Origin of the sequence: Bradyrhizobium sp. 63_E2_N1_3, assembly GCF_052076005.1 — a bacterium.
In the GTDB taxonomy this organism is placed as follows: domain Bacteria; phylum Pseudomonadota; class Alphaproteobacteria; order Rhizobiales; family Xanthobacteraceae; genus Bradyrhizobium; species Bradyrhizobium barranii.
This window is the reverse complement of sequence record NZ_CP197235.1, coordinates 3,456,966-3,479,917: the sequence shown is the minus strand read 5'-3', so window position 1 is coordinate 3,479,917 and position 22,952 is coordinate 3,456,966. Positions and strand designations below refer to the sequence as shown.

25 protein-coding genes are annotated in these 22,952 nt (G+C 63.8%); 15 read left to right on the top strand and 10 right to left on the bottom strand.

The genetic code is table 11. From position 1 onward, the window contains the following. Positions 1 to 891, top strand: coding sequence for a crotonase/enoyl-CoA hydratase family protein (locus AB7531_RS16160; protein WP_063982459.1), 891 nt, complete (start codon positions 1 to 3; stop codon positions 889 to 891). 105 nt (positions 892 to 996) lie between these two features. Here the strand turns inward: AB7531_RS16160 and AB7531_RS16155 are convergent, their stop codons facing one another. The 3 genes from AB7531_RS16155 to AB7531_RS16145 form a co-directional block, all read right to left on the bottom strand. After that, positions 997 to 1,974 carry an NADPH:quinone oxidoreductase family protein gene (locus tag AB7531_RS16155; protein ID WP_063982458.1) on the bottom strand — a complete coding sequence of 326 codons (978 nt, stop codon included), beginning with the start codon at positions 1,972 to 1,974 and terminating at the stop codon, positions 997 to 999. Continuing rightward, positions 1,974 to 2,582, bottom strand: coding sequence for a 2-hydroxychromene-2-carboxylate isomerase (locus AB7531_RS16150; RefSeq protein ID WP_063982457.1), 609 nt, complete (start codon positions 2,580 to 2,582; stop codon positions 1,974 to 1,976). The genes AB7531_RS16155 and AB7531_RS16150 overlap by 1 nt, the downstream gene beginning before the upstream one ends. A 171-nt stretch (positions 2,583 to 2,753) precedes the next feature. After that, positions 2,754 to 3,455 (bottom strand): glutathione S-transferase N-terminal domain-containing protein, encoded by a 702-nt coding sequence (locus tag AB7531_RS16145; protein WP_063982456.1) that lies wholly within the window; start codon positions 3,453 to 3,455, stop codon positions 2,754 to 2,756. A 110-nt stretch (positions 3,456 to 3,565) separates the two neighbouring features. Here AB7531_RS16145 and AB7531_RS16140 point away from each other — a divergent pair, with 110 nt between their 5' ends. Together AB7531_RS16140 and AB7531_RS16135 are read left to right on the top strand one after the other, a co-directional pair. Then, positions 3,566 to 4,588, top strand: a complete 1,023-nt coding sequence (locus tag AB7531_RS16140) for a methionine synthase (RefSeq protein WP_063982455.1) — start codon at positions 3,566 to 3,568, stop codon at positions 4,586 to 4,588. Then, on the top strand, positions 4,588 to 4,818 hold the full coding sequence (locus AB7531_RS16135) for a hypothetical protein (protein ID WP_063982454.1): 231 nt from the start codon (positions 4,588 to 4,590) through the stop codon (positions 4,816 to 4,818). The genes AB7531_RS16140 and AB7531_RS16135 overlap by 1 nt, the downstream gene beginning before the upstream one ends. A 35-nt stretch (positions 4,819 to 4,853) precedes the next feature. On the opposite strand, the gene AB7531_RS16130 is transcribed toward AB7531_RS16135, so the two are convergent. From AB7531_RS16130 to AB7531_RS16120, 3 genes are all read right to left on the bottom strand, one after another. Next, entirely contained in the window at positions 4,854 to 5,474 is a 621-nt protein-coding gene (locus tag AB7531_RS16130; protein ID WP_063986264.1) for a hypothetical protein, read from the bottom strand. An 86-nt stretch (positions 5,475 to 5,560) separates the two neighbouring features. Further along, positions 5,561 to 6,088, bottom strand: coding sequence for a xanthine phosphoribosyltransferase (gene gpt / locus AB7531_RS16125; protein WP_028150009.1), 528 nt, complete (start codon positions 6,086 to 6,088; stop codon positions 5,561 to 5,563). A 38-nt stretch (positions 6,089 to 6,126) separates the two neighbouring features. Continuing rightward, positions 6,127 to 6,864 carry a competence/damage-inducible protein A gene (locus AB7531_RS16120; RefSeq protein ID WP_063982453.1) on the bottom strand — a complete coding sequence of 246 codons (738 nt, stop codon included), beginning with the start codon at positions 6,862 to 6,864 and terminating at the stop codon, positions 6,127 to 6,129. Positions 6,865 to 7,141: 277 nt separating this feature from the next. Here AB7531_RS16120 and AB7531_RS16115 point away from each other — a divergent pair, with 277 nt between their 5' ends. The 8 genes from AB7531_RS16115 to AB7531_RS16080 all read left to right on the top strand — a co-directional run bounded on the left by AB7531_RS16115 (position 7,142) and on the right by AB7531_RS16080 (position 14,894). After that, positions 7,142 to 8,560 carry a circularly permuted type 2 ATP-grasp protein gene (locus AB7531_RS16115; RefSeq protein ID WP_014494252.1) on the top strand — a complete coding sequence of 473 codons (1,419 nt, stop codon included), beginning with the start codon at positions 7,142 to 7,144 and terminating at the stop codon, positions 8,558 to 8,560. A 4-nt stretch (positions 8,561 to 8,564) separates the two neighbouring features. Further along, positions 8,565 to 9,509 (top strand): alpha-E domain-containing protein, encoded by a 945-nt coding sequence (locus AB7531_RS16110; protein ID WP_028150006.1) that lies wholly within the window; start codon positions 8,565 to 8,567, stop codon positions 9,507 to 9,509. Positions 9,510 to 9,674: 165 nt separating this feature from the next. Further along, entirely contained in the window at positions 9,675 to 10,523 is an 849-nt protein-coding gene (locus AB7531_RS16105) for a transglutaminase family protein (RefSeq protein ID WP_063982452.1), read from the top strand. Positions 10,524 to 10,673: 150 nt separating this feature from the next. Further along, complete coding sequence (locus AB7531_RS16100; RefSeq protein ID WP_063982451.1) at positions 10,674 to 11,873, top strand: acyl-CoA dehydrogenase family protein; 1,200 nt, start codon at positions 10,674 to 10,676, stop codon at positions 11,871 to 11,873. A 54-nt stretch (positions 11,874 to 11,927) separates the two neighbouring features. After that, on the top strand, positions 11,928 to 12,335 hold the full coding sequence (locus AB7531_RS16095) for a carboxymuconolactone decarboxylase family protein (protein ID WP_063982450.1): 408 nt from the start codon (positions 11,928 to 11,930) through the stop codon (positions 12,333 to 12,335). A gap of 114 nt (positions 12,336 to 12,449) precedes the next feature. Then, the gene (locus AB7531_RS16090; protein ID WP_028150003.1) at positions 12,450 to 13,208 is read left to right on the top strand and encodes a proteasome-type protease; all 759 of its coding nucleotides are present in this window, start codon (positions 12,450 to 12,452) and stop codon (positions 13,206 to 13,208) included. A 33-nt stretch (positions 13,209 to 13,241) separates the two neighbouring features. Beyond that, positions 13,242 to 14,000 (top strand): SDR family oxidoreductase, encoded by a 759-nt coding sequence (locus AB7531_RS16085; RefSeq protein WP_028150002.1) that lies wholly within the window; start codon positions 13,242 to 13,244, stop codon positions 13,998 to 14,000. Between the two features lie 282 nt (positions 14,001 to 14,282). Continuing rightward, the gene (locus tag AB7531_RS16080) at positions 14,283 to 14,894 is read left to right on the top strand and encodes a hypothetical protein (protein ID WP_063982449.1); all 612 of its coding nucleotides are present in this window, start codon (positions 14,283 to 14,285) and stop codon (positions 14,892 to 14,894) included. Between the two features lie 72 nt (positions 14,895 to 14,966). Here the strand turns inward: AB7531_RS16080 and AB7531_RS16075 are convergent, their stop codons facing one another. Continuing rightward, positions 14,967 to 16,205, bottom strand: coding sequence for an MFS transporter (locus AB7531_RS16075; RefSeq protein ID WP_063982448.1), 1,239 nt, complete (start codon positions 16,203 to 16,205; stop codon positions 14,967 to 14,969). Positions 16,206 to 16,364: 159 nt separating this feature from the next. On the opposite strand from AB7531_RS16075, the gene AB7531_RS16070 reads away from it, so the two are divergent. Further along, the gene (locus AB7531_RS16070) at positions 16,365 to 17,615 is read left to right on the top strand and encodes a NupC/NupG family nucleoside CNT transporter (RefSeq protein ID WP_063982447.1); all 1,251 of its coding nucleotides are present in this window, start codon (positions 16,365 to 16,367) and stop codon (positions 17,613 to 17,615) included. A 199-nt stretch (positions 17,616 to 17,814) separates the two neighbouring features. Here the strand turns inward: AB7531_RS16070 and AB7531_RS16065 are convergent, their stop codons facing one another. Together AB7531_RS16065 and AB7531_RS16060 are read right to left on the bottom strand one after the other, a co-directional pair. Next, a complete protein-coding gene (locus AB7531_RS16065; protein ID WP_063982446.1) occupies positions 17,815 to 18,354 on the bottom strand; it encodes a cupin domain-containing protein in 540 nt (179 codons plus the stop codon). Between the two features lie 160 nt (positions 18,355 to 18,514). Next, positions 18,515 to 18,802 (bottom strand): usg protein, encoded by a 288-nt coding sequence (locus tag AB7531_RS16060; protein WP_014494242.1) that lies wholly within the window; start codon positions 18,800 to 18,802, stop codon positions 18,515 to 18,517. 378 nt (positions 18,803 to 19,180) lie between these two features. Here AB7531_RS16060 and AB7531_RS16055 point away from each other — a divergent pair, with 378 nt between their 5' ends. The 3 genes from AB7531_RS16055 to AB7531_RS16045 all read left to right on the top strand — a co-directional run bounded on the left by AB7531_RS16055 (position 19,181) and on the right by AB7531_RS16045 (position 21,978). Beyond that, entirely contained in the window at positions 19,181 to 19,495 is a 315-nt protein-coding gene (locus AB7531_RS16055) for a co-chaperone GroES (RefSeq protein ID WP_008139213.1), read from the top strand. Positions 19,496 to 19,539: 44 nt separating this feature from the next. Next, complete coding sequence (gene groL, locus AB7531_RS16050) at positions 19,540 to 21,180, top strand: chaperonin GroEL (RefSeq protein WP_071912538.1); 1,641 nt, start codon at positions 19,540 to 19,542, stop codon at positions 21,178 to 21,180. Positions 21,181 to 21,360: 180 nt separating this feature from the next. Then, positions 21,361 to 21,978: a sel1 repeat family protein gene (locus AB7531_RS16045; RefSeq protein ID WP_208087554.1), complete on the top strand. Its 618-nt coding sequence runs from the start codon at positions 21,361 to 21,363 to the stop codon at positions 21,976 to 21,978. Positions 21,979 to 22,074: 96 nt separating this feature from the next. Here AB7531_RS16045 and lepB read toward each other — a convergent pair whose 3' ends face one another. Further along, positions 22,075 to 22,821 carry a signal peptidase I gene (gene lepB / locus AB7531_RS16040; RefSeq protein ID WP_063982443.1) on the bottom strand — a complete coding sequence of 249 codons (747 nt, stop codon included), beginning with the start codon at positions 22,819 to 22,821 and terminating at the stop codon, positions 22,075 to 22,077. Positions 22,822 to 22,952 lie beyond the last annotated feature (131 nt).

Sequence of the window (22,952 nt, the reverse complement as noted above, 5' to 3'; positions counted from 1 at the left end):
ATGGCGTATGAGACCATCAAATACGAGGTCGCCGAGCAGATCCTCACCATCACGCTGAACCGGCCCGACAAGCTCAACGCCTTCAACGCGCAGATGCAGGCCGAGCTGATCGACGCGTTCGACGCCGCAGACAAGGACGACGACGTCCGCGCCATCATCGTCACCGGCGCGGGCCGCGGCTTTTGCGCGGGCGCCGATCTTTCCTCGGGCGCGGATACCTTCGATCGCGATGCGCGGCGCGGGCCGGTCAAGCGCTTCGCGGACGGCAAGGTCGATTACAGCGATCCGCAGGTGCGCGACGGCGGCGGTCAGGTGACGCTGCGCATCTTCAAGTGTCTGAAGCCCGTCATCGCCGCCGTGAACGGCCCTGCCGTCGGCATCGGCGTCACCATGCAACTCGCGATGGACATCCGCATCGCCTCGGATGCCGCGCGCTTCGGTTTCGTGTTCTCCCAGCGTGGCATCGTGCCGGAGGCCGCCTCGAGCTGGTTCCTGCCGCGCATCGTCGGCATCTCGCAGGCGCTGGAATGGTGCTATTCCGGCCGCGTCTTCCCGGCCCAGGAAGCGCTCGCCGGCCGCCTCGTCAGCAAGGTCGTAGCTCCCGATGATCTCTTGCCGACCGCCCGCGCGCTGGCCAAGGAATTCGCCGCCAAGACCGCGCCGGTGTCGGTCGCGCTGATCCGCCAGATGATGTGGCGCATGATGGGTGCCGACGATCCCATGGAAGCCCACAAGGTCGACAGCCGTGGCATCTATACGCGCGGCCGCTCGGACGACGTCAAGGAAGGCGTGGTGTCGTTCCTGGAGAAGCGTCCGGCGCAGTTCAAGAACAAGGTGTCGAGCGATATGCCGGATTATTTTCCGTGGTGGACGGAGCGGGAGTATAAGTAGGAGATCGTAGGGTGGGCAAAGGCGCTCTTGCGCCGTGCCCACCATCTATCAGCAATCGAAACCAGAATGGTGGGCACGCTTCGCTTTGCCCACCCTACGGCACCGTCACTCCATCACCAGCGCCACGCGCCCGATCGCCTTGCGGTCGATCAACAGCCGCATCGCCTTTGCATAGTCCTCCAGCGGCAGGCGGTGCGAGATGTTCGGGCGCAGCTTGCCTTCTTCCGCCCATTGCAGCAGCGCCTTCAGGCGCACCTCGCCGAGCGCGGGATTTTTCCGTACCGCCTCACCCGCACGCACGCCGAGCACGCTGGCGCCCTTGATCAGCAGCAGGTTGGTCTTCGCCGAGCCGATACCACCGGTAAAGCCGATCACCAGCAGCCGCGCGCCCCAGGCGATGCAGCGCATCGAGTTCTCGAACACCTCGCCGCCGACGGGATCGAACACGACGTCGGCGCCACGGCCGTCGGTGATGCGCTTGACGGCATCGCGAAACGGCTCCCGATCGTAGCGCACGAGATGATCGGCGCCGCGCGATTTCGCAATCGCGAGCTTCTCGTCGCTGGAGGCGGTCGCGATCACGGTCGCGCCCAGCATCTTGCCGATCTCGACCGCGGCAAGGCCCACGCCGCCGCCGGCGCCATGCACCAGCAACACCTCGCCCGGCATGACACGGCCGCGATCGATCAGCGCGTGATAGGCGGTGCCGTGGCCGGCCAGATAGGTCGCGGCTTCCGCATAGTCGAACGTCGACGGCATCGGCGTTAGCTGCGTCGGCGTCACCACCGCTTCGTCGGCGAAGGCGCCATGGCGCATCTTGACGATGACCTTGTCGCCGACGGCCACGCCGCTTGCCTCTGCGCCCACCTCGGTGACGTCGCCGGCGGCCTCCATGCCGGGCGTGAACGGCAGCTCCGGCTTGAGCTGATATTCGCCGGCCGCCATCAGCACGTCCGGAAAGTTCAATCCGGCGGCGCGGATCGCAACGCGCACCTCACCCGGTTTGACGGCGCGCGACGGAAACTCTTCCAGCCGCAACGTCTCGGGCGCGCCGAGTTCGCGGCAGACGACAGCCCGCACCATCAGGCCGCACTCGCCTTGCTGCGTTCAAGCGCCTCGCGGATCAGCGGCAGGCGGTCGTTGCCAAAGTACATGTCGGTCTTGCCCACGAAGATCGTCGGTGAGCCGAAGCCACCGCGTGCCACGACCTCTTCCGTGTTGGCCTTGAGCTGGTCCTTGATTGCCTGCTCGGAGATGCCGGCAAAGAACTTCTGCTCGTCGACACCGACCTTCCTGCAGATCTCGGCGAGCACGGCGTCCTGCGAGATGTCCTTGTCGCCGCCCCAATAGGTCTCGAACACGGCAGTGGCGAACGGCACCATGTCTTTCCCCAGCCAGATGCAGCCGCGCATGACCTTCACGCTGTTCACCGGAAACACCGTCGGCGGCATCTTGATCGCGAGGCCGGCCGAGCGCGACCAGTCTGCGAGGTCTTTTTTCATATAGCGCGCCTTCAGCGGCACCGGCGTCTCGCGCTGCGCGTAGACGCTCGGATTGACCGTGTTGAAGATGCCGCCGACCAGGATCGGCCGCCAGATGATCTCGGCCCCCAGCTCCTTTGCCAGCGGCTGGATGTTGTGGAAGGCGAGGTAGGTCCAGGGGCTGGAACAGTCGAAGAAGAATTCAATCATGGCGTTTCCTTTGCGTCTTGTTTGTCGTGCTCTATCCCCGTCATTGCGAGCGACTTGTCCGCCATAGCTCGAAGAGCGACGGCGGAAGCGAAGCAATCCAGAATCTTTCCGCGGAACCAGTCTGGATTGCTTCGTCGCTTCGCTCCTCGCAATGACGATGGGGCGAGCAGCCTAGTTCTTTCCCAGCACTTCCTTGGCACGCTGGCCGAACATGATCTTGCGTGATTCCTCGTCGAACGGCTCCTTCACGAACTTGCCGATCGCAAGCCCCGCTTGCACCTGCGGCCGTGCGCGCACCTCGGCGTACCAGTTTTTCACGTTCGGATAGTCGTCGAGCGTAAAGCCCTGCGCCTTGTGGGTCATGGTCCAGGGGAAGCAGGCGATGTCCGCGATGGAATAGTCGCCGGCGACGTAGGCGCCGGTCTTGGCCAACTGCCGGTCGAGCACGCCATAGAGCCGCGCGGCCTCGTCGCGGTAGCGCTCAATCGCATAAGGGATTTTTTCAGCAGCATAGAGCGCGAAATGGCCGTGCTGGCCGAGCATCGGCCCGAGGCCCGCCATCTGCCACATCACCCACTGGATGGTCGTCGAGCGGCCGCGCAGATCGCTGGCCAGAAAGCGGCCGGTCTTTTCCGCGAGGTAAATCAGGATCGCACCGGTCTCGAACGCCGAGAACGGCGCACCGCCGTCGGCGGGTGCGTGGTCGACGATCGCGGGAATGCGATTGTTGGGGGAGACCGCCAGAAATTCGGGGCTGAACTGCTCCCCGGCGCGGATATTGACCGGCTTCACGTCATAGGGGAGCCCGAGTTCCTCCAGCATGATCGAGATTTTCCAGCCGTTCGGCGTCGGCGCATAATAGAGGTCGATCATCGCCCTTCCCTGTCGTCGCCAATGGAATAGTGAGCGACTTTTGTTGTTCTGTACCTTGACGTTAAGACATGGCAGGAAGGGGCGCAACACAACCTGCCGGGAGAGCCGCCATGCTGTTTCCAACCACGATCGCCGGCTCCTTGCCGAAACCCGAATGGCTTGCCGAGCCCAACATGCTGTGGGCACCCTGGAAGTCGCAAGGCGACGAGCTTCTCCGCGCCAAGCGCGACGCGACGATGCTTGCCGTCAAGGTCCAGGAGGATGCCGGCATCGACATCGTCACCGAGGGCGAGCAGGCCCGCCAGCATTTCGTGCACGGCTTCCTCGAGAAGATCGACGGCATCGATTTCGCCCACAAGGTCGAGATGGGCATCCGCAAGGACCGCTACAAGGCGATGGTGCCCCAGGTGGTCGCGCCGCTTCAGCTCAAGGGGCGTGTTCATGCCGACGAGGCGCGCGTGGCGCGCACGCACACGAAGAAGAAGCTGAAGTTCACCCTGCCCGGCCCGATGACCATCATCGACACGATTGCGGACCGCTACTACGGTGATCGCGTCAAGATGGCCTTTGCTTTCGCCGATCTCCTCAACGAGGAAGCCAAGGCGTTGCAGGCCGACGGCGTCGATCTCGTGCAGTTCGACGAGCCCGCCTTCAACGTCTACATGGACGAGGTCAACGACTGGGGCATCAAGGCGCTGGAGCGTGCCGCGCAGGGGCTGACCTGCGCCACCGCCGTGCACATCTGCTACGGCTACGGCATCAAGGCCAACACCGACTGGAAGGAGACGCTCGGCGCGCAGTGGCGGCAGTACGAGCAGATCTTTCCGGCGATCGACGCGAGTCCGATCCAGCAGGTCGCAATCGAGTGCCGCAATTCGAAGGTGCCGCTCGATTTGCTGGCGCTGCTGAAAAACAAGATCGTGCAGGCCGGCGTGATCGACGTCGCCAGCGACACGGTGGAGACGGCCGAGGACGTCGTGCAGGTGATCGACGCGGTGTCGAAGTTCGTGCCCAAGAGCAACATCATCGCCACCACCAATTGCGGCATGGCGCCAATGCGGCGGGAGATCGCCGAGGCCAAGCTGATGGCGCTCGGCGCCGGTGCCGCGCTGGCGCGCGAGAAGCTGGGGTGATGGTGCTCCGAACGGCACTCGTCGTCACGGCTCTTGCGGGGATCACATTCGCTGCGCGCGCCGAGGATCGCTCCGTGCTGCTGAATTGCAAGGCCATGGTCGAGCGTGCGTCAAAGGATACGGGTACGGCAACCGAGGCCGAGCTCACCCGCTGCCGCCAGATCATGCGCGAATGGGCGCTGCGCGATGCGCGGACGACTGTGGATGAGCAAGGGCGGCCGCTGAAATAGCCACACGCTCGCTGCGTTCCCCCTTGCGGGGACGGTCAGGCGCGGTGCGCGCTGGGGTGCAATGTGACCTCATAGCCGGCGCTCATCGCGCGCAGCGTCGATGGCGGGGTCAGCAACTGCGCATCGTCAAGCTCTCGCGCGCCTTCAACATAACCCGCCGTCGACCACAGCAGCACCCCGCCCTGCATCAGCAGAAAGCTTTCCTCGCCCTGCTGCAGCATCGCGCCGTCTGGAAGCTGGTCGAGCGGCACCAGCAGCGCATGAAGCCGCTTCTTGCCGTGATCGAGCCGCTCGTGGTGCAGCACCGTGTCGATATCGTGCATGCGGACATCACGTACGCGGTTGCCCTTCTCCCACGCAGCCCGGAAGCGATTGGCATCGTCACGGCGGCAGTAGAAGCAGGGGCGATGGCCGGCGGCGAGCGCGGTGGCCTCGTCGAGGAAGAACAGCTCGGTCCAGCTGTGCGTCGTCATCACCTCGCGACGGCGGCCGCGGAATTCGCAAACACAGGTGAGCCAGGCCGGCGACGACCACCGCTTCTTGAGCAGCGTCCTGGTCGCGGGATCATGGATGATGCCGCGATTGCCGGTGAACAGGCCACGGTGCGGCGTGGCGATGATGTCGCCGGTCGGCGTGACACGGTTTTGCAGGGGCATGGCCACCTCCACCTGTCATTGCGAGCGAAGCGAGACAATCCAGAAATGCGTCTGCGGAAATCGTCTGGATTGCTTCGTCGCTTCACTCACGCCGCGCCGTCTCGCAGCGGCGGGTGGTAGGACAGCGCGGTGTCCCAGGGGAAGAAGATCCAGGTGTCCTGCGAGACCTCCGTGATGAAGGTGTCGACCAGCGGGCGTCCCTTCGGCTTGGCGTAGACGGTGGCGAAATGCGCATCGGGCAGCATGTCGCGGACCAGCCTGCCGGTCTTGCCGGTGTCGACGAGGTCGTCGACGATCAGAAGTCCCTTGCCGGTGCCGCCGCCGAGCTTCATCGCCGCCTCGGACATGCCCTTGAGGACCTGGAGCTCGCCCTGCTTGTCGTGGTCGTAGCTGGCGATGCAGACCGTATCGATGATGCGGACACCGAGCTCGCGCGCCACGATCGCGGCCGGCACCAGCCCGCCGCGGGTGATCGCGATGACGGCGTGGAACGGGCCGACCTCGTTGAGCCGCCAGGTCAGCGCCCGGCAGTCGCGGTGGAACTGGTCCCACGAAACAGGGAAGGCCTTGCCGGCCCGCTCCTGCGCGCTCAGTTCCGGTGCTTCGCCAGCCATTGTTGTCTCCTGCCAATCTTCATCCGGCAGCCATTCTGCTACCGGGTGACGTTCAATCCCGCCAGCATTTCCTTCACCGCCGCCATCGCCGCTGCCAGCTTGTCCGCGTCGCGCGAGCGCACCACCAGATTGGTGTTCGGCTTCTGATCTTCGTCCATGAACGGATAGCTGCCGATGATGGTGTCGGGATGGGCGGCGGCGATCGCGCGCAGCGGGCTGCCGATGTCACCTTCGCGCGCATTGGCGCGGACCGATTCGGAGAGCATGCGCACGCCCGACTTCAGCTTGGGCGAGACGATGTCCATCATCGCCTGCATGATCGAGGGCACGCCGGCCATCACGATGACGTTGCCGATCTTGAAGCCGGGGGCGAGGATGGTGGCGCTCTGGATCAGCTCGGCGCCGTCGGGGATGCGGGCCATGCGCAGGCGGGCCTCGTTGAGGTCCTGCTCGCTCCAGCGCTCGCGGAAGCGGGCGACGACCTCCGGATGGTGGTCGATGCCGACGCCGAACGCCTTGGCGACGCTGTCGGCGGTGATGTCGTCATGGGTCGGCCCGATGCCGCCGGTGGTGAAGACATAGGCGTAGCGATGCCGCAGTGCATCCAACGCCGCGATGATGTCGTCCTCGTCGTCGGAGACGACCCGGACTTCCTTCAGGTCGATGCCGATATTGGTCAGGTATTCGGCGATGAAGCCGATATTCTTGTCCTTGGTGCGGCCGGACAGGATTTCATCCCCGATGACCAGAATGCCCGCCGTGACGATGTCGCTCATACCTTAAGTCCCTCACCTGTCGGCCCGACTTTGCCGAGGTAACGCGTTGAAGTCACGCGGTTTTGCTGCCGAAATAAGCAGTCCTCAGCCATTTTTTGAGGCACCCTCCCGGCTGTCCCCGGCAAATGCCACAACTCCATGCTTATCGCGCTGGCCCAGCCCTTGCTACCTCCTCAGAGTCATGCACTCTTGCCGCATGGCCAGGACGTTGCGGTCTTCACCAAGGCCTGACGACCTGTCGAATGGCGCAACGCCTTGCGGAGACAAGTCGGGATCTATGGCAGTCGCGTTTGATGAAATGAACATTCCCGGCGGGGACCTTCGCCCCGCCTATCAGGAGCTGGCGCGCTGGCTCAAGGAGACGCCTCCCGAGGCGCTCGAATATCGCCGCCAAGAGGCCGAGCTCCTGTTCCGCCGCATCGGCATCACCTTTGCCGTCTATGGCGATTCCGAATCCACCGAGCGCCTGATCCCCTTCGACGTGATCCCGCGAATCATGTCCGGCAAGGAATGGGCGCTGCTGGAGAAGGGCCTGAAGCAGCGCGTGCGCGCGCTCAACATGTTCCTGCGGGACATCTATCATGGCCGCGACATCCTGCGCGCCGAGGTCGTGCCCGACGACCTGATCTTCCAGAACCCGGTGTTCCGCCCCGAGATGAACGGCCAGCAGGTGCCGCACGACGTCTACGTGCACATCGCCGGCATCGACATCGTCCGGGTCGATGCCGAGGACTTCATCGTGCTGGAGGACAATGCCCGTACGCCGTCGGGCGTGTCCTACATGCTGGAAAACCGCGAGATCATGATGCGGTTGTTTCCGGACCTGTTCGCCCGCCACAGGGTGGCGCCGGTCGAACGCTATCCGGACGAGCTGCTCTCCGCCCTGCGATCGGTGGCGCCGCAAGGCGCCTCCGGCGAGCCGACGGTCGCCCTGCTCACGCCTGGCGTCTACAACTCGGCCTACTACGAGCACTCCTTCCTCGCCGACAAGCTCGGCATCGAACTGGTCGAAGGCCGCGACCTCATCGTCAAGAACAACGAAGTGTTCATGCGGACGACCGAGGGAGTGAAGCGGATCGACGTGATCTATCGCCGCGTCGACGACGATTTCATCGACCCCCTCACCTTCCGCCCCGACTCCGTGCTCGGCGTGCCCGGGCTGATGTCGGCCTATGCGGCCGGCAACATCACGCTCGCCAACGCGGTCGGCACCGGCATCGCCGACGACAAGGCGATCTACTCCTACATGCCGGACATCGTGAAATTCTATCTCGGCGAGGAGCCGATCCTGAAGAACGTGCCGACCTGGCGTTGCCGCGAGCCGAAGGACCTCGCCTATGTGCTCGACAATCTCGGCGAGCTCGTCGTCAAGGAAGTCCACGGCTCCGGCGGCTACGGCATGCTGATCGGCCCCGCCGCGACGAAAGCGACGATCGAAGCCTTCCGCGAAAAGCTCAAGCGCGAGCCGGAAGGTTTTATCGCGCAGCCGACGCTGGCGCTCTCGACCTGCCCGACCTGTACGGCAAGCGGCCTCGCGCCACGCCACGTTGACCTGCGGCCCTTCGTGCTCACCGGCAGCAAGAGCACCACGATCGTGCCCGGCGGGCTGACACGGGTCGCGCTCAAGGAAGGCTCCCTGGTGGTGAATTCGAGCCAGGGCGGCGGCACCAAAGACACCTGGATCCTGGACGAGTAGTCAGATGCTGTCGCGTACCGCCGAAAACCTCTACTGGCTCGCCCGCTATGTCGAACGGGCCGAATATCTCGCGCGCACCATCGATGCGACGCTGCGCGTCACTGCGCTTCCCGCCGCCTATATCGGCAAGACCAATGAATGGGACTCGGCGCTTCTCACCGCCGGCGTCGCCGCGAGCTTCTATCAGCAATATGAAGTCGCCAACGAGCACAACGTCGTCGACTACCTCTCGTTCTCGGCAAGCAATCCATCATCGATCCGGAACTGCATCGAGGCGGCGCGGTTGAACTCGCGCTCGGTGCGCACCGCGCTCACCAGCGAGATGTGGGACACCATCAACTCGGCCTGGATCGAGCTCCAGGAGGTCTGGAGCAAGGGCACCTCCACGCGCGAGGATCTCGCCAAATTCCTGCGCTTCGTGCAGGAGACTTCGCTGCGCTTCGACGGCTCGGCCTACCGGACCATGCTGCGCAACGACGCCTACTGGTTCTCGCGGATGGGCGTGCATCTGGAGCGCGCCGACAACACCGCGCGCATCCTCGACGTGAAGTACCACGTGCTGCTGCCCGAGGAGGAGCATGTCGGCGGCCCGCTCGACTTCTATCAGTGGAGCTCGATCTTGCGCTCGGTCTCGGCGCTGACGGCCTATCACTGGGTCTATCGCGAGACGCTGAAGCCGTGGCTGATTGCGGACCTGCTCATCCTCAACGACACGCTGCCGCGCTCGCTGGCAAGCTGTTACGGCAATCTCGTGCGCAATCTCGACCAGATCGGCGTCGCCTATGGCCGCCAGGGCCCCGCCCAGCGCCATGCCCGCGGCATCCGCAACCGGCTGGAACACAGCAATATGAACGACATTTTCCAGCACGGCGTGCATGAATTCATTCAGGAATTCATCACGGACAATTCCAGGCTGGGCGAAATCATCACGAAGCAGTATTTGATCTGATGTCCCCCGGCTGACGAAAACGGGATATCGTCATGGCCGGGCTTGTCCCGGACATCCACGTTCTTGCTTTTGCGAGGGAAGATCGTGGATGCCCGGGACAAGCCCGGCCATGACGAGCTTCTTCGCAATAGGCAGCGGGTCTAACCACTAACTTCACGGTCCACCATGCGCCTGCGAATCCTGCACACCACGACCTATCGCTACGAGCCGCCGGCCACGAGCGTGATCCAGATCCTGCGCATGACGCCCGGCAGCCATGACGGGCAATATGTGGCGGAGTGGCAGATCGACGTCTCGACCGACACCAAGCTCGACACCCATGAGGACGCCTTCGGCAACGTCACCCATGTGCTGTCCTGCGGACCCGTCGGTGACATCAAGATCACCGCCGAGGGCCTGATCGAGACCCACGACACCGGCGGCGTGCTGCGCGGCGCCGACGAGCGCTTTCCGGCCGGCATGTTCCTGCGCGCCACCGACCTCACCACCGTCAATCCGGCGATGACGGCGGTCGCGCGGCAGTTGCGCAGCGAGGCCGAGAGCGACACGCTCGGCTTCCTGCACACGCTGATGACGCAAATCAGCGATCACATGACCTTCGACGAGGATCCGACCAACAGCGGCACCTCGGCGGCCGAAGCGTTCACGCTCAAGCGCGGCGTCTGCCAGGACTACGCGCATATCTTCATCGCCTGCGCCCGCAGCGGTGGCGTGCCGGCGCGCTTCGTCTCCGGCCATTTCCTGCGCTCGGACGGCACGGTGCACCAGGATGCCGGCCATGCCTGGGCGGAAGCTTACGTCGACGGTCTCGGCTGGGTCGGCTTCGATCCCGCCAACTGCATCTGCACCACCGACGCCCATGTCCGCGTTGCGATCGGGCTCGACTATCTCGGCGCAGCCCCCGTGCGCGGCACCCGCTATGGCGGCGGCGCGGAGACGCTGACGGTGGCCGTGAAGGTCGAGCAGGCCGGCCGCGGCGGGCAATCGCAGTCCCAGTCACAGCGGCAGAGCTAGGCGCTGCGGTATCTCGTCACGAGGCATCTGCGGCGCAATCACGTCGCAGCGTTACAGCTGTAATCGACGACGGCCCGCGCTGAAACCGTCCCGTAGCGCCATCTCTTCAACCTCCGTTGTGATCCGTTTCCGCAACAGAGGTTGAGACAGATGCGGCTTCACGACAAGAACAAGAAGCATTCCGTGCCCCTGCGCGATCCCCACCAAAACATGCTTGCGGGGATCCGGGAGTTGGCTCCCGAGATCAAGGCCCGCGCCGCCGAGATCGAAGCCGCACGCCGCGTCCCGCCCGACCTCGTGGAACGGCTGCGGTCGATCGGGCTCTTCCGGATGTTCGTTCCGCGCAGCCATGGCGGACTGGAGCTGGATTTTCCGGCCGGACTGGAGGTTATCAAGGCACTGACCCAGCTCGACGGCTCGATCGGCTGGATCTCGATTGTCGGCGGAGTCGGCAGCCTTTTCGCCGCCGCAGCACACCCTGAACTGTACCAGCAAATTTATAAGGACGGTCCGGACGTGGCGATCTGCGGCTCATCCCAACCGGGTGGAACAGCAGAGCGCGTGGCCGACGGCTATCGCGTCAAGGGCCGCTGGCCGTTCGCCAGCAGTTGCACCCACGCCGACTGGATCGGCGGGTTCTGCATCGTCACCGAAAATGGCAAGCCGGTCCCCGGCCAGCAAGGCAAGCCGCAGGTTCGCGTCGTTGTGCTGCCGGCGCGCGACTGGGAGATCGAGGACACCTGGCACGCGGCAGGGCTGAAGGGCACCGGCAGCCATCACATCACGCTACGGGAGACGCTGGTTCCCGAGACCCATGTTTTCGATGTCGAAGCTCCCCCTCGCATGTCGGGTCCGCTCTATCAGGCGTTGCGGCAATGGTTGCCATTGGTGCACGGCGCATTCTCGGTGGGTCTCGCCGAAGGCACTGTCGACGACTTGCTTGCGCTGGCCCATACCGGGAGGCAGCAATTGTATGCGGCCGTCCCGATGCGGGAGTCCGAGACCTTCCAGTACGAGCTCGGCCGGATTTCCGCCAACCTCCGGGCTGCGCAGGCCTTGCTCGAGGTGCAGATCGCCAGCCACTGGCGCCGCGCGATGGCCGGCACGCTGAGAGACGAAGACCTCATGATCGAGGGCGCCCGATCCGCGGTCTGGCTCGCCACGACCTGCGTCGGCATCGCGGATGCCTGTTTTGCGCTGGCCGGAAGCAGCGCGGTCTACGACAGCTCGCCGCTGCAGCGGCGCCTGCGCGACGTTCACGTCGGAGCGCAGCACGCCCATGCGCAGCAGCGGCAATATGTCGACGTCGGCAAGCTGGCCTTGCGTCGTGCGGCCGGACATGCCGGCTGAGCGCTTGAGCCGTGCTACACTCGCGGGATCAGACCTGACCCCGCGAGGTACCCCATGGCGACCGTAAAGTTGCTTTCGGACGATGAACTCTCCGCCGAGGCGCGCGCCGTTTTCGACGATATCCGCAAGGTGCGGAAGTCGGACTTCGTCAACAATTTCTGGCGCGCGCTGGCGCATGATCCGAAGACGCTGCGGCGGACCTGGGAGAGCATCAAGGAGGTGATGGCACCCGGCGCGCTCGATCCCAAGATCAAGGAAATGCTCTATGTCGCAGTCTCGATCGCGCATGGCTGCAGCTATTGCATCCATTCGCACATCGCGGGCGCACGCGCCAAGGGCATGACCGAGGCCGAATATGGCGAGATGCTCGCCATCGTCGGCATGGCCGCGGAGACCAACCGGCTGGTCACGGCGCTCGGCGTCCCCGTCGACGAGGCGTTTCTCGTCGATGCCGCTGACTGAGCGGCAGAGATAGCTGTTTCGCCGGAGAATGACGACCTCCCCCGGGGAATCGGGGGTTTCATGCCTCCCCGAAATTGGCTAGTAATTCCGCGCAAACGCGTTCGGGGACGGGAAATGACCTATTGTTGCGGAATCCTGGTTCGGGACGGTCTGGTGATGATCGCCGATACCCGAACCAATGCCGGGCTCGACAATGTCTCGACCTTCCGCAAGCTCCACATCTTCTCCAAACCCGGCGACCGCATCATGGCGATCGCCAGCGCCGGTAACCTCGCCATCAGCCAGTCGGTGCTGTCGACACTGACCGAAGGCCTGGAGGACCCCACCACGGGCGAGGTCGAGACGCTGATGAACGCACCGACCATGTTCCAGGCCGCCCAGCGCATCGGCCGGGCGATCCGGGCGGTGCACGCGACCGAAGGACCCGCGCTGAGATCCGAAGACGTTTCCTTCGACGTCTCCTTCCTGTTCGGCGGCCAGATCAAGGGCGCGCGCATGCGCCTGTTCATGGTCTACACCGCCGGCAATTTCATCGAGTGCACCACGGACACGCCCTACCTGCAGATCGGCGAGCACAAATACGGCAAGCCGGTGCTCGACCGCGCCATGCATTACGACGTCGAGCTCTACGAGGCGCTGAAGACCGGCCTGATCTCGATGGACTCGACCATGCGCTCCAATCTCGGCGTCGGTCTGCCGATCGACGTGCTGGTGGTGCGCGCAGACGCCTGCGATGCCGATCTCAACCACCGCATCGAGGCGGGCGAGCCCTATTTCCACGACCTCCGTTCGCGCTGGTCGGCGGCCTTGCGCGCGGCGCATCAGAACATTCCGCGGCCGCCCTACAAGAACGAAAAAGAACCAAAAACCTGACAGCCAACTTGAAGAGAGAAAAGGCAGGAAACGATGAGTGAAGCAAACAAGATCGCAGTGGTGACGGGCGCGGGCACCGGTGTCGGGCGCGCGGCGTCGCTGGCGTTGATGAACATCGGCTTCACCGTGGTGCTGGTCGGGCGCCGGCTCGACATGCTCGAGGAGACCGCGAAGCTCGGCCCCGCGGGCAAGAGCCTGTGCGTCACCGCGGACATGACCAAGCCGGACTCCATTGCCGCGCTGTTCGACAAGGTGAAGGCGACCTACGGCCGGCTCGACGTGCTGTTCAACAATGCCGGCATGGGCGCGCCGGCGGTGAACTTCGAGGATCTCAGCCTCGAGCAGTGGCAGGCGGTGGTGAACACCAACCTCACCGGCCCGTTCCTGTGCACCCAGCACGCCTTCCGCATCATGAAGGACCAGAGCCCGCGCGGCGGCCGCATCATCAACAACGGCTCGATCTCGGCGCACGCGCCGCGGCCGTTCTCGGCGGCCTACACTTCGACCAAGCACGCCATCACGGGCCTCACCAAGGCCTCGAACCTCGACGGCCGCATGTACGACATCGCGGTCGGCCAGGTCGACATCGGCAATGCCGCCACGCCCATGACCGATCGCATGGTCAACGGCCCCGGCGTGCTGCAGCCCGACGGCACGACCAAGCACGAGCCGCGCATGGACGCCAAGGCGGTCGGCGACGCCGTCGCCTACATGGCCGGCCTGCCGCTCGATGCCAACGTGCTGACCATGACGGTCATGGCCACCAAGATGCCGTTTGTCGGACGGGGCTAATCTCTCTTCCCTCTCCTCGCTTGCGGGGAGAGGGCCTGACTCAAAAAACTGAAAAACAACCCCATGCACAGTAGGCGTCAAGGCGCCGCGAAGTCTCCCCGCAAGCGGGGTGAGACGGAATAAGTCCTGGCCCCGCCTCGACAATCGTCCTTACACGCGCGAAGAGGCGGGCAACGGCGAGAATGCATGTCACAACCCCGAACTAAGGTATGATCCACCTAGGGTAGAGCCATAATCCCGGCCATTGCCCGGCGGCTCCGCAAATCGTTCGGAACAGTACAAATGGGTTTGGACATATATCATCTTCACATCGACGATGACGTCACTGATTTTCCCGTCATCATCGACGTCGAGCAGGCTCAACTTCAAAAGATCGTTCAATTCAGCCGCAAGAAAACAAATCAGTATATCGACTTTGAGCGGCTTCTTTCCGATCACGGATTCTCTGCGCGAGACTACTATCAAGCCCTTCATCAACGGGAGCTGTCAGGGATCGGAAAATTCTCCGACAGCTTTTATTTCTGCCCCACAGGTGAATCGGATCCGATGAACCCGAGCCAGACGGGTCTATACTTTACCGACAAGAGAAGCTTTTTCGCGCCGAAGCCGCAACTGCCGCCAAATGTCTTGAAGCGATTGAAGACCTTCAAGATCAAGCAGTATCCGATGATCGATCGATTGGAGGATGTCGTCTACACCAAACAGATCGGGTATCAAAGAAACGCCGTCGCTGACGCCTTTTTCAATGAATTCCTCCCGGACGGGATGTTCGTTGAAAAATCGTACGCGCAGAGAATATTCGAACTAACGATCGCTGAGGCACAGCAGGATTTCCGGACCAGCTTTCTCGACAACTGGGACGACCAACGCAGTCTCGTCGTGGTCTCCTGGTGAGAGACCACGCCTCCACGGCAGCAGTCTGGATTGCTTCGCTGCGCTCGCAATGACGGATGATAGAGCGGAGCCCTACTCCAAACTCTCCACCTGCCGCAGCGCCGGAAACAGCTTCATCCACAGCAGCGCGACCGCGACGGTGCAGACGCCGCCGAGCACGGCCGCAGGCATCGCGCCGAGCAGCGCGGCCGCGACGCCGCTCTCGAACTGGCCGAGCTGGTTGGAGGCGTTGATGAAGAGGAAGTTCACCGCGCCGACGCGGCCGCGCATCTCGTCGGGGGTTGAGAGTTGCACCAGCGAGAAGCGGATCACGACGCTGATCGTGTCGGCGGCGCCCAGAATGGCGAGCGACAACACCGACAGCCACATCCACGACGACAGCGCGAACACGACCGTGGCGACGCCGAACACGATCACAGCCTGGAACATGCGCAGGCCCACATGCCGCGAGATGGCGTGACGCGCCAGCACCATGGTCATCAGCAGCGCACCGACCGCGGGCGCGGCGCGCAAGATCCCGAGCCCCATCGGGCCGGTCTGAAGGATGTCGCGGGCATAGATCGGCAACAGCGCGGTGACGCCGCCGAACAGCACGGCAAACAGATCGAGCGAGATGGTGCCGAGGATCGCCGGGTTGCTGCGGATGAAACGAACGCCGGCGAAGATGTTGTCGGCGTCCGTCCCCTCCTTGGAGACCGCCTGCGGGCGCGGCCGGATGAAGCCGGTCAAAATCATCCCGAGAATCCAGAACAGCAGCATCACGGCATAGGCAAGATGCGGCGCGACCGCGTAGGCAAAGCCGCCGAGCGCCGGACCGGTGATGGTCGCGACCTGCCCCGCGCCGCTCGCGACTGCGGTTGCGCGCTGGAGCGATCCCTGCGGCGCGATCAGCGGCAAGAGAGCCGCGGTGGTCGGGCTCTCGAAGGCGCCGGCAATGCCGAGCACGAAGGTCGCGATGAAGATCTGCACCTCGCTGACCAGGCCGAGATAGGTGATGATCGCGAGATAGAGCGCGGTCGCGGCTTCCACGAGCTGGCAGAGCTGGACCACGCGCTTGCGCTCGAAACGGTCGGCGGCGTGGCCGGCGACGAACACCAGAAGCGCGGTGGGCAGGAACTGCACGAGGCCGACCATGCCGAGATCGAAGGCCGAGCCGGTGAGATCATAGATCTGCCAGCCGATCGCGACCGCCGCGATCTGGCTGGAAAAGCGCGACAGGCTGCGCGAGAGCAGGAAGAACAGGAAAGCGCGGTGGGCGAGGAGCGCGCGGGCACTGACCGGCGGGCTGGCTGATATTGGCTGCTCTGGCATCGCCTCTTGGGTCACCCTGGACCGTCCGCCCCCTGATATCGACGTGCCCCCGCGTGACTGAGGCGCACCTGCTTGTCAACAGCGGGAGGCTCAGGTCATCTCCCGGCATTGCGTTTGCAACGCGGGCGCGGCCATAATCATTGGGGGTTTGGGGACACCATGCTGCGCTTGCAATCGGCACTCGGCATTTTCGCATTGCTGTTGATCGCTTTCGCGTTGGCAGAGAATCGCCGCGCCGTATCGCTGCGGCAGGCTGCGATTGGCCTCGTCGCGACCTTCGTCACCGCGGCTGTCCTCCTGAAAGTACCCGTCGTCGCGCGCGCCTTCGGCGCCATCAACGACGCGGTCGGCGCGATCTCGGCGGCCTCGCGCGCCGGCTCCTCCTTCGTGTTCGGCTATGTCGGGGGCGGTCCCCTGCCCTTCGATCTGAAGGTGCCGGGCGCCGATTTCATCCTCGCGTTCCAGGCGCTGCCGATCGTGCTGGTCATGAGCGTGCTGACGACGCTCTTGTTCTATTGGCGCGTGCTGCCGCCGGTCGTGCGCGGCATGGCCTGGCTGCTGGAGCGGACGCTGGGCGTCGGCGGTGCTGTCGGGCTCTCGACCGCGGCCAACATCTTCCTCGGCATGGTGGAGGCGCCGCTGTTCGTGCGGCCGTATCTGGCGCAGATGACGCGCAGCGAATTGTTCCTGGTGATGACCGGCGGCATGGCCGGCATCGCCGGCACGGTGCTGGTGCTCTACGCGACGCTGCTGGCGCCGCTCATTCCCGATGCCGCCGCCCATTTCGTCATCGCCTCGGTGCTGGGTGCGCCGGCCGCGATCCTCGTCAGCCTGATCATGGTGCCGGAGACGTCAGACAAGCGCACCGGCGGCGCGCTGGAGGATCCCGAGATGGATGTCTCCGGCCCGATGGATGCGATCGTGAAGGGGACGAGTGCGGGGATCGAGCTGCTGATCAACATCGTCGCCATGCTGCTGGTGCTGGTGGCGCTGGTCTATCTCGTCAATGCCGTCCTCGGCCTGCTGCCCAATATCGGCGGCGCCGCGATCTCGTTGCAGCGGCTGCTGGGCCTCGTGATGGCGCCGGTGTGCTGGCTGATGGGATTGCCCTGGGACCAGGCGGTGACCGCCGGCAGCCTGATGGGCACCAAGACCGTGCTCAACGAGCTGATCGCCTATGTCGACTTCTCAAAACTGCCGCCCGATACGCTCGATCCGCGCTCGCGCCTGATCATGCTCTACGCAATGTGCGGCTTCGCCAATTTCGCCAGCCTCGGCATCATGATCGGCGGCTTAGGGGTGATGGCGCCGGAGCGGCGCGAGGAGATCAACGCGCTCGGGCTGAAATCGATCGTGTCGGGAACGCTGACGACGTGTTTGATGGGCGCGGTGGTGGGGGTGTTGAGCTGAGTGGCCGTAGCCCGGATGGAGCGCAGCGCAATCCGGGACAGTATCTCCGTCGCAGGCAGTCGCCCCGGATTACGCTGCGCTCCATCCGGGCTACGAAGAAACCCTCCACCGTCGTTGCGAGCGCAGCGAAGCAATCCAGAATCTTTCCGCAGTGACAGTCTGGATTGCTTCGCTGCGCTCGCAATGACGAGGAGACAGCCTACGCCTTCAACTCCACCGTCCTGAACTCCGCGGGCAGGATCACCTCCAGCAGCTCCACGTCATCCGAATAGTCCAAAATCATGTGCTTGATCTTCGGCGGCTGGGTCCAGGCGCTGCCTTCCTTCATCAAGGTCTCACCCTGACCGTCCATGTAGGTTTTCACCCAGCCCTTGAGCACGTAGACCATCTGGAATTCGACGTCGTGGAAGTGCAGCTTCGACACCTCGTTCGGATCGCAGGGGCCTTGCAGGCGGATCACGTGGGCTTGCGCGAGGCCGTGGCTGGCTTCGGCGATGCCGAGGTCGCGATACTTTGCGTAGGCGCGCAGGCCGTCGGCCTTGAAGTCTTCCTCGCGGTGATGGCTGATGGCGATGCGCTGCTTGGGACGCGCGGGCTTTTTCGGAGCGGCCCTCGCCGGTGTCGTGCGCGCCTTTGCCTTCACCGCCTTGCGCGCCGAGGATCGTGCCACGGCCTTGGCTCCGCTCCGCTTCTTCACCGCGGCCTGGGCTGCACTGCGCGATTTTGTTTTCTTGGCCATGGGCCGCCTCCCTGTTGTTATAGGCGGAGGCTAGCACAGAACGAGATATCGTAGGGTGGGCAAAGCGAAAGCGTGCCCACCATTGCCAGATGCAATCGTGGAGAGATGGTAGGCACGGCGCGAGCGCGCCTTTGCCCACTCTACGATGCCGGCGCGCTGTTCAATGCAGCCGGAACACGCCATCCACGGCGCGCAGCTCGGCCGGCTTGATCAGCTTGGAATGCGCGACGGTCACCGAATGGAGCGGACCGTCGAGCTTCTCCTGCCAGAACGCCAGGAAATCCTTCAGCGCCGGAAATTTCGGAAACATGTCGTAGTTCTGCCAGACGTAGGTCTGGAGAAGCGAGGGATGATCGGGCATCCGATAGAGAATTTGCGCCGTCGTCAGCCCGTAACCCAAAAGCTGTTTCCGGAAATCTTCGGAAACGCCCCCACTCCGCAAGCCCATGCCAACCTCCTTTGCAGGAGCGCATTCAAGGGGCGGCTTGGTCGGTGTGCGCCTTACGAGCCACCCGGTACTGATGCGCTCACATGAGAGAAATGTGACGCAAACTGACAATCCATCTCAAGCCTAAAAGTTTAACAAGCTGTTGAAATTCAATGCTTTAGCAGCAGAGGCGGCTCCGTGCTAATACGGTCACCGGGCGGGTTAACGATGGTAAAGAGATTCTGGCACCCGGGCCTTCAGAGTGCCGATTTTTCTGCTAGAAGCCCTTGCCCCCGCAAAATTCCTGTCCTATTTCAGCCTCGCCTGTGCTAGCACTCGTGAGCACAGACTGCTAACGCCAAAAAATTCCCATACCGTGCAACTACTTAGGAGGACTGCATGAAATTCCGTCCGCTTCACGACCGCGTCGTGGTCAAGCGTATCGACGCAGAAGAGAAGACCGCCGGCGGCATCATCATTCCCGACACTGCCAAGGAAAAGCCCTCGCAGGGCGAAGTCGTCGCCGTCGGCCCCGGTGGCCGCGACGAAGCTGGCAAGCTGATCCCGATCGACCTGAAGGTCGGCGACCGCGTGCTGTTCGGCAAGTGGTCCGGCACTGAAGTCAAGATCGACAACGTCGACCTGCTGATCATGAAGGAAAGCGACATCATGGGCGTCCTCGACGTCCCCGCTTCCAAGAAGAAGGCGGCCTAAGAGCCCCCTCTCCCCACCAGCTAAACACCTAAGGAAAAATCCAGATGTCAGCTAAAGAAGTCAAATTCGGCGTCGATGCACGCGACAAGATGCTGCGTGGCGTCGACATCCTCGCCAACGCCGTCAAGGTGACGCTCGGCCCCAAGGGCCGCAACGTCGTCCTCGACAAGTCGTTCGGCGCTCCCCGCATCACCAAGGACGGCGTCACCGTCGCCAAGGAGATCGAGCTCGACGACAAGTTCGAGAACATGGGCGCGCAGATGGTGCGCGAAGTCGCCTCCAAGTCGGCTGACGCGGCCGGCGATGGCACCACCACCGCAACCGTGCTCGCGGCTGCGATCGTTCGTGAAGGCGCAAAGTCGGTTGCCGCCGGCATGAACCCGATGGACCTGAAGCGTGGTATCGACCTGGCCGTGGAAGCCGTGGTCGCCGACCTCGTCAAGAACTCCAAGAAGGTCACCTCGAACGACGAGATCGCCCAGGTCGGCACCATCTCCGCCAACGGCGACGCGGAGATCGGCAAGTTCCTCTCCGACGCCATGAAGAAGGTCGGCAACGAGGGTGTCATCACCGTCGAGGAAGCCAAGTCGCTCGAGACCGAGCTCGACGTCGTCGAGGGCATGCAGTTCGACCGCGGCTACATCTCGCCCTACTTCGTCACCAACGCCGACAAGATGCGCGTTGAGATGGACGACGCCTACATCCTCATCAACGAGAAGAAGCTCTCCTCGCTGAACGAGCTGCTGCCGCTGCTCGAGGCCGTGGTGCAGACCGGCAAGCCGCTGGTCATCGTCGCCGAGGACGTCGAAGGCGAAGCGCTTGCGACCCTCGTCGTGAACCGTCTGCGCGGTGGTCTGAAGGTCGCGGCCGTCAAGGCTCCGGGCTTCGGCGATCGCCGCAAGGCCATGCTGCAGGACATCGCGATCCTGACCGGCGGCCAGGCGATCTCGGAAGATCTCGGCATCAAGCTCGAGAACGTCACGCTCAACATGCTCGGTCGCGCCAAGAAGGTGATGATCGACAAGGAGAACACCACGATCGTCAACGGCGCCGGCAAGAAGGCCGACATCGAGGCGCGCGTGGCCCAGATCAAGGCGCAGATCGAGGAGACCACCTCGGACTACGACCGTGAGAAACTCCAGGAGCGTCTCGCCAAGCTCGCAGGCGGCGTCGCGGTGATCCGCGTCGGCGGCGCGACCGAGGTCGAGGTGAAGGAGCGCAAGGATCGCGTTGATGACGCGATGCATGCGACCCGCGCGGCGGTCGAGGAAGGCATCGTCCCGGGCGGCGGCGTCGCCCTGCTCCGTGCCTCCGAGCAGCTCAAGGGTCTGCGCACCAAGAACGACGACCAGAAGACCGGCGTCGAGATCGTGCGCAAAGCGCTGTCGGCTCCCGCTCGCCAGATCGCGATCAACGCCGGTGAAGACGGTTCGGTGATCGTCGGCAAGATCCTGGAGAACAAGACCTACGCTTACGGCTTCGACTCCCAGACCGGCGAGTACGTCAACCTGGTCACCAAGGGCATCATCGACCCGACCAAGGTGGTCCGTACCGCGATCCAGAACGCAGCCTCGGTTGCCGCGCTCCTGATCACCACGGAAGCCATGGTCGCCGAGCTGCCCAAGAAGGGCGGCGCCGGTCCGGCGATGCCCCCGGGCGGCGGCATGGGCGGCATGGACTTCTGATCCAGCCGTTCAGATACGATACGGAATGCGAAACCCCGGCAGCGATGCCGGGGTTTTTGTTTTGGGGCGGCGCCCCGATGCAACGCCTTGTGGCGACCTGCGAGCGCACCTACAATTCAAAGGTGTATCCTTCGGATCACTAATGCTGCAGGATCCCGTCGAGCCCTGACGAGAATTGCAATGCCGCACCGCAAGATACGTCCGCTGCTGGCAGCCCTTGTCATCATCTCCGCTGCGGGCCTTTCCGCGCCGACGCCCGTAGACGCGGCGGACAACAATGACGCGATTGGGAAGATGGAAGGGACATGGCCGGATTGGCTTCCGCGAGCCGAGCAATGCCCCGCTGACTCCATGCCGGCGAACGCGGGCGCACCTGCTTTTTCGATCGAAGGATGCTCGGCTGCGGCGGAGCAGTGCCTTGATCGCTGTCGGGCGGGCAACGCGAGCGACTGCTACGCAGCCGCACTCGTCGTCCAGCGGATGATCAAGACCGGGCCGCTCTCCGATGCGCTGTTTCTGAGGGCCTGCAAGCTCGGCGTTGCTTCAGGCTGTACGAACGTTGCCGCCAGCATGGAAGACAGCGGCGACTATGCCTGTCCCAATCGGACGTATGAACTGGCATGCGGCCGAGACGATCCCTGGGCATGCACGATGATGGGATTTCACTTGATCAAAGGTATCGGCGTCGAAAAGAACAACGACCGGGCGCGGCGTTTCTTGGCGAAATCCTGCCGCTTTGGCGACACGGACGAAGCCTGCGCAAACGCGAAGGCCTTTCTGAAAGAGATTGGCGACTGAAGGGCTCGGCCCGACGACCTTCGGGAAACGAACCTTGCGGACGAATGAATTCCGGGCTCGGCGCTACGCGCCGCCCCGGAATGACGGCGGCGCCCCTCACCACACCTTCCCCAGCCGCTCCATGTGCGGCTCGCCGTCTTCGTCGAGCGACCAGATGATCCGCGTCACCTTGCCGATGAGATTGTCCATCGGGATGAAACCCATCACTGACATCAGCCGGCTGTCGGACGAGTTGTCGCGGTTGTCGCCGAGCGCGAAGAAATGGCCGGGGGGCACCGTGAAGACGTCCGTGTTGTCGAGATAACCGTTGTCGACGCAGTCGTAGGTTATGTAGGACGCGCCGCTCGGCAGCGTCTCGCGCCAGCGCTTGACCTTCGCGCCATCATCGGTGCCGCAGGCAGAGCCCGCGGGCACCTCCTTCAGAGGGACGCGCGTCACGGGGCGATCGTTCAGGATGAGTTGCCCCTTCCGCATCTGGATGCGGTCGCCTGGCAACCCGACCACGCGCTTGACATAGTCGGCCGAAGTCCCCTTCGACGAGCGGAATACGACGACGTCGCCGTGTTCCGGATCGGCGGCCCGGAAGCGGCCCGAGATCCATGACGGCGCGAACGGAAAGGAATAGCGGCCGTAGCCATAGGCATATTTTGCGGCGAAGACGTAGTCGCCGACGACCAGCGTCGGGGTCATCGAGCCGGAAGGAATGTTGAACGGCTGATACAGGAAGAAGCGAAACAGGAACGGCGGCGACCACAGCACCGGGATCAACAGGATCAGGACGACGATCGCTTTCCATTCCCGCGGCCGGGCCGTAGGGCCGATCGTTTGCTGAAGAGTGGTCATTCGCTTGCCATGATCGAGATTGTGGTCGTCACCGTGAGATTACGCAACCTTCGCGCGCGTGCAATACCCACTCATGGTTTGGTCGCACAGGCGCGCGCACGCGTTCATCGCAAGCGTCGACAATGAACATG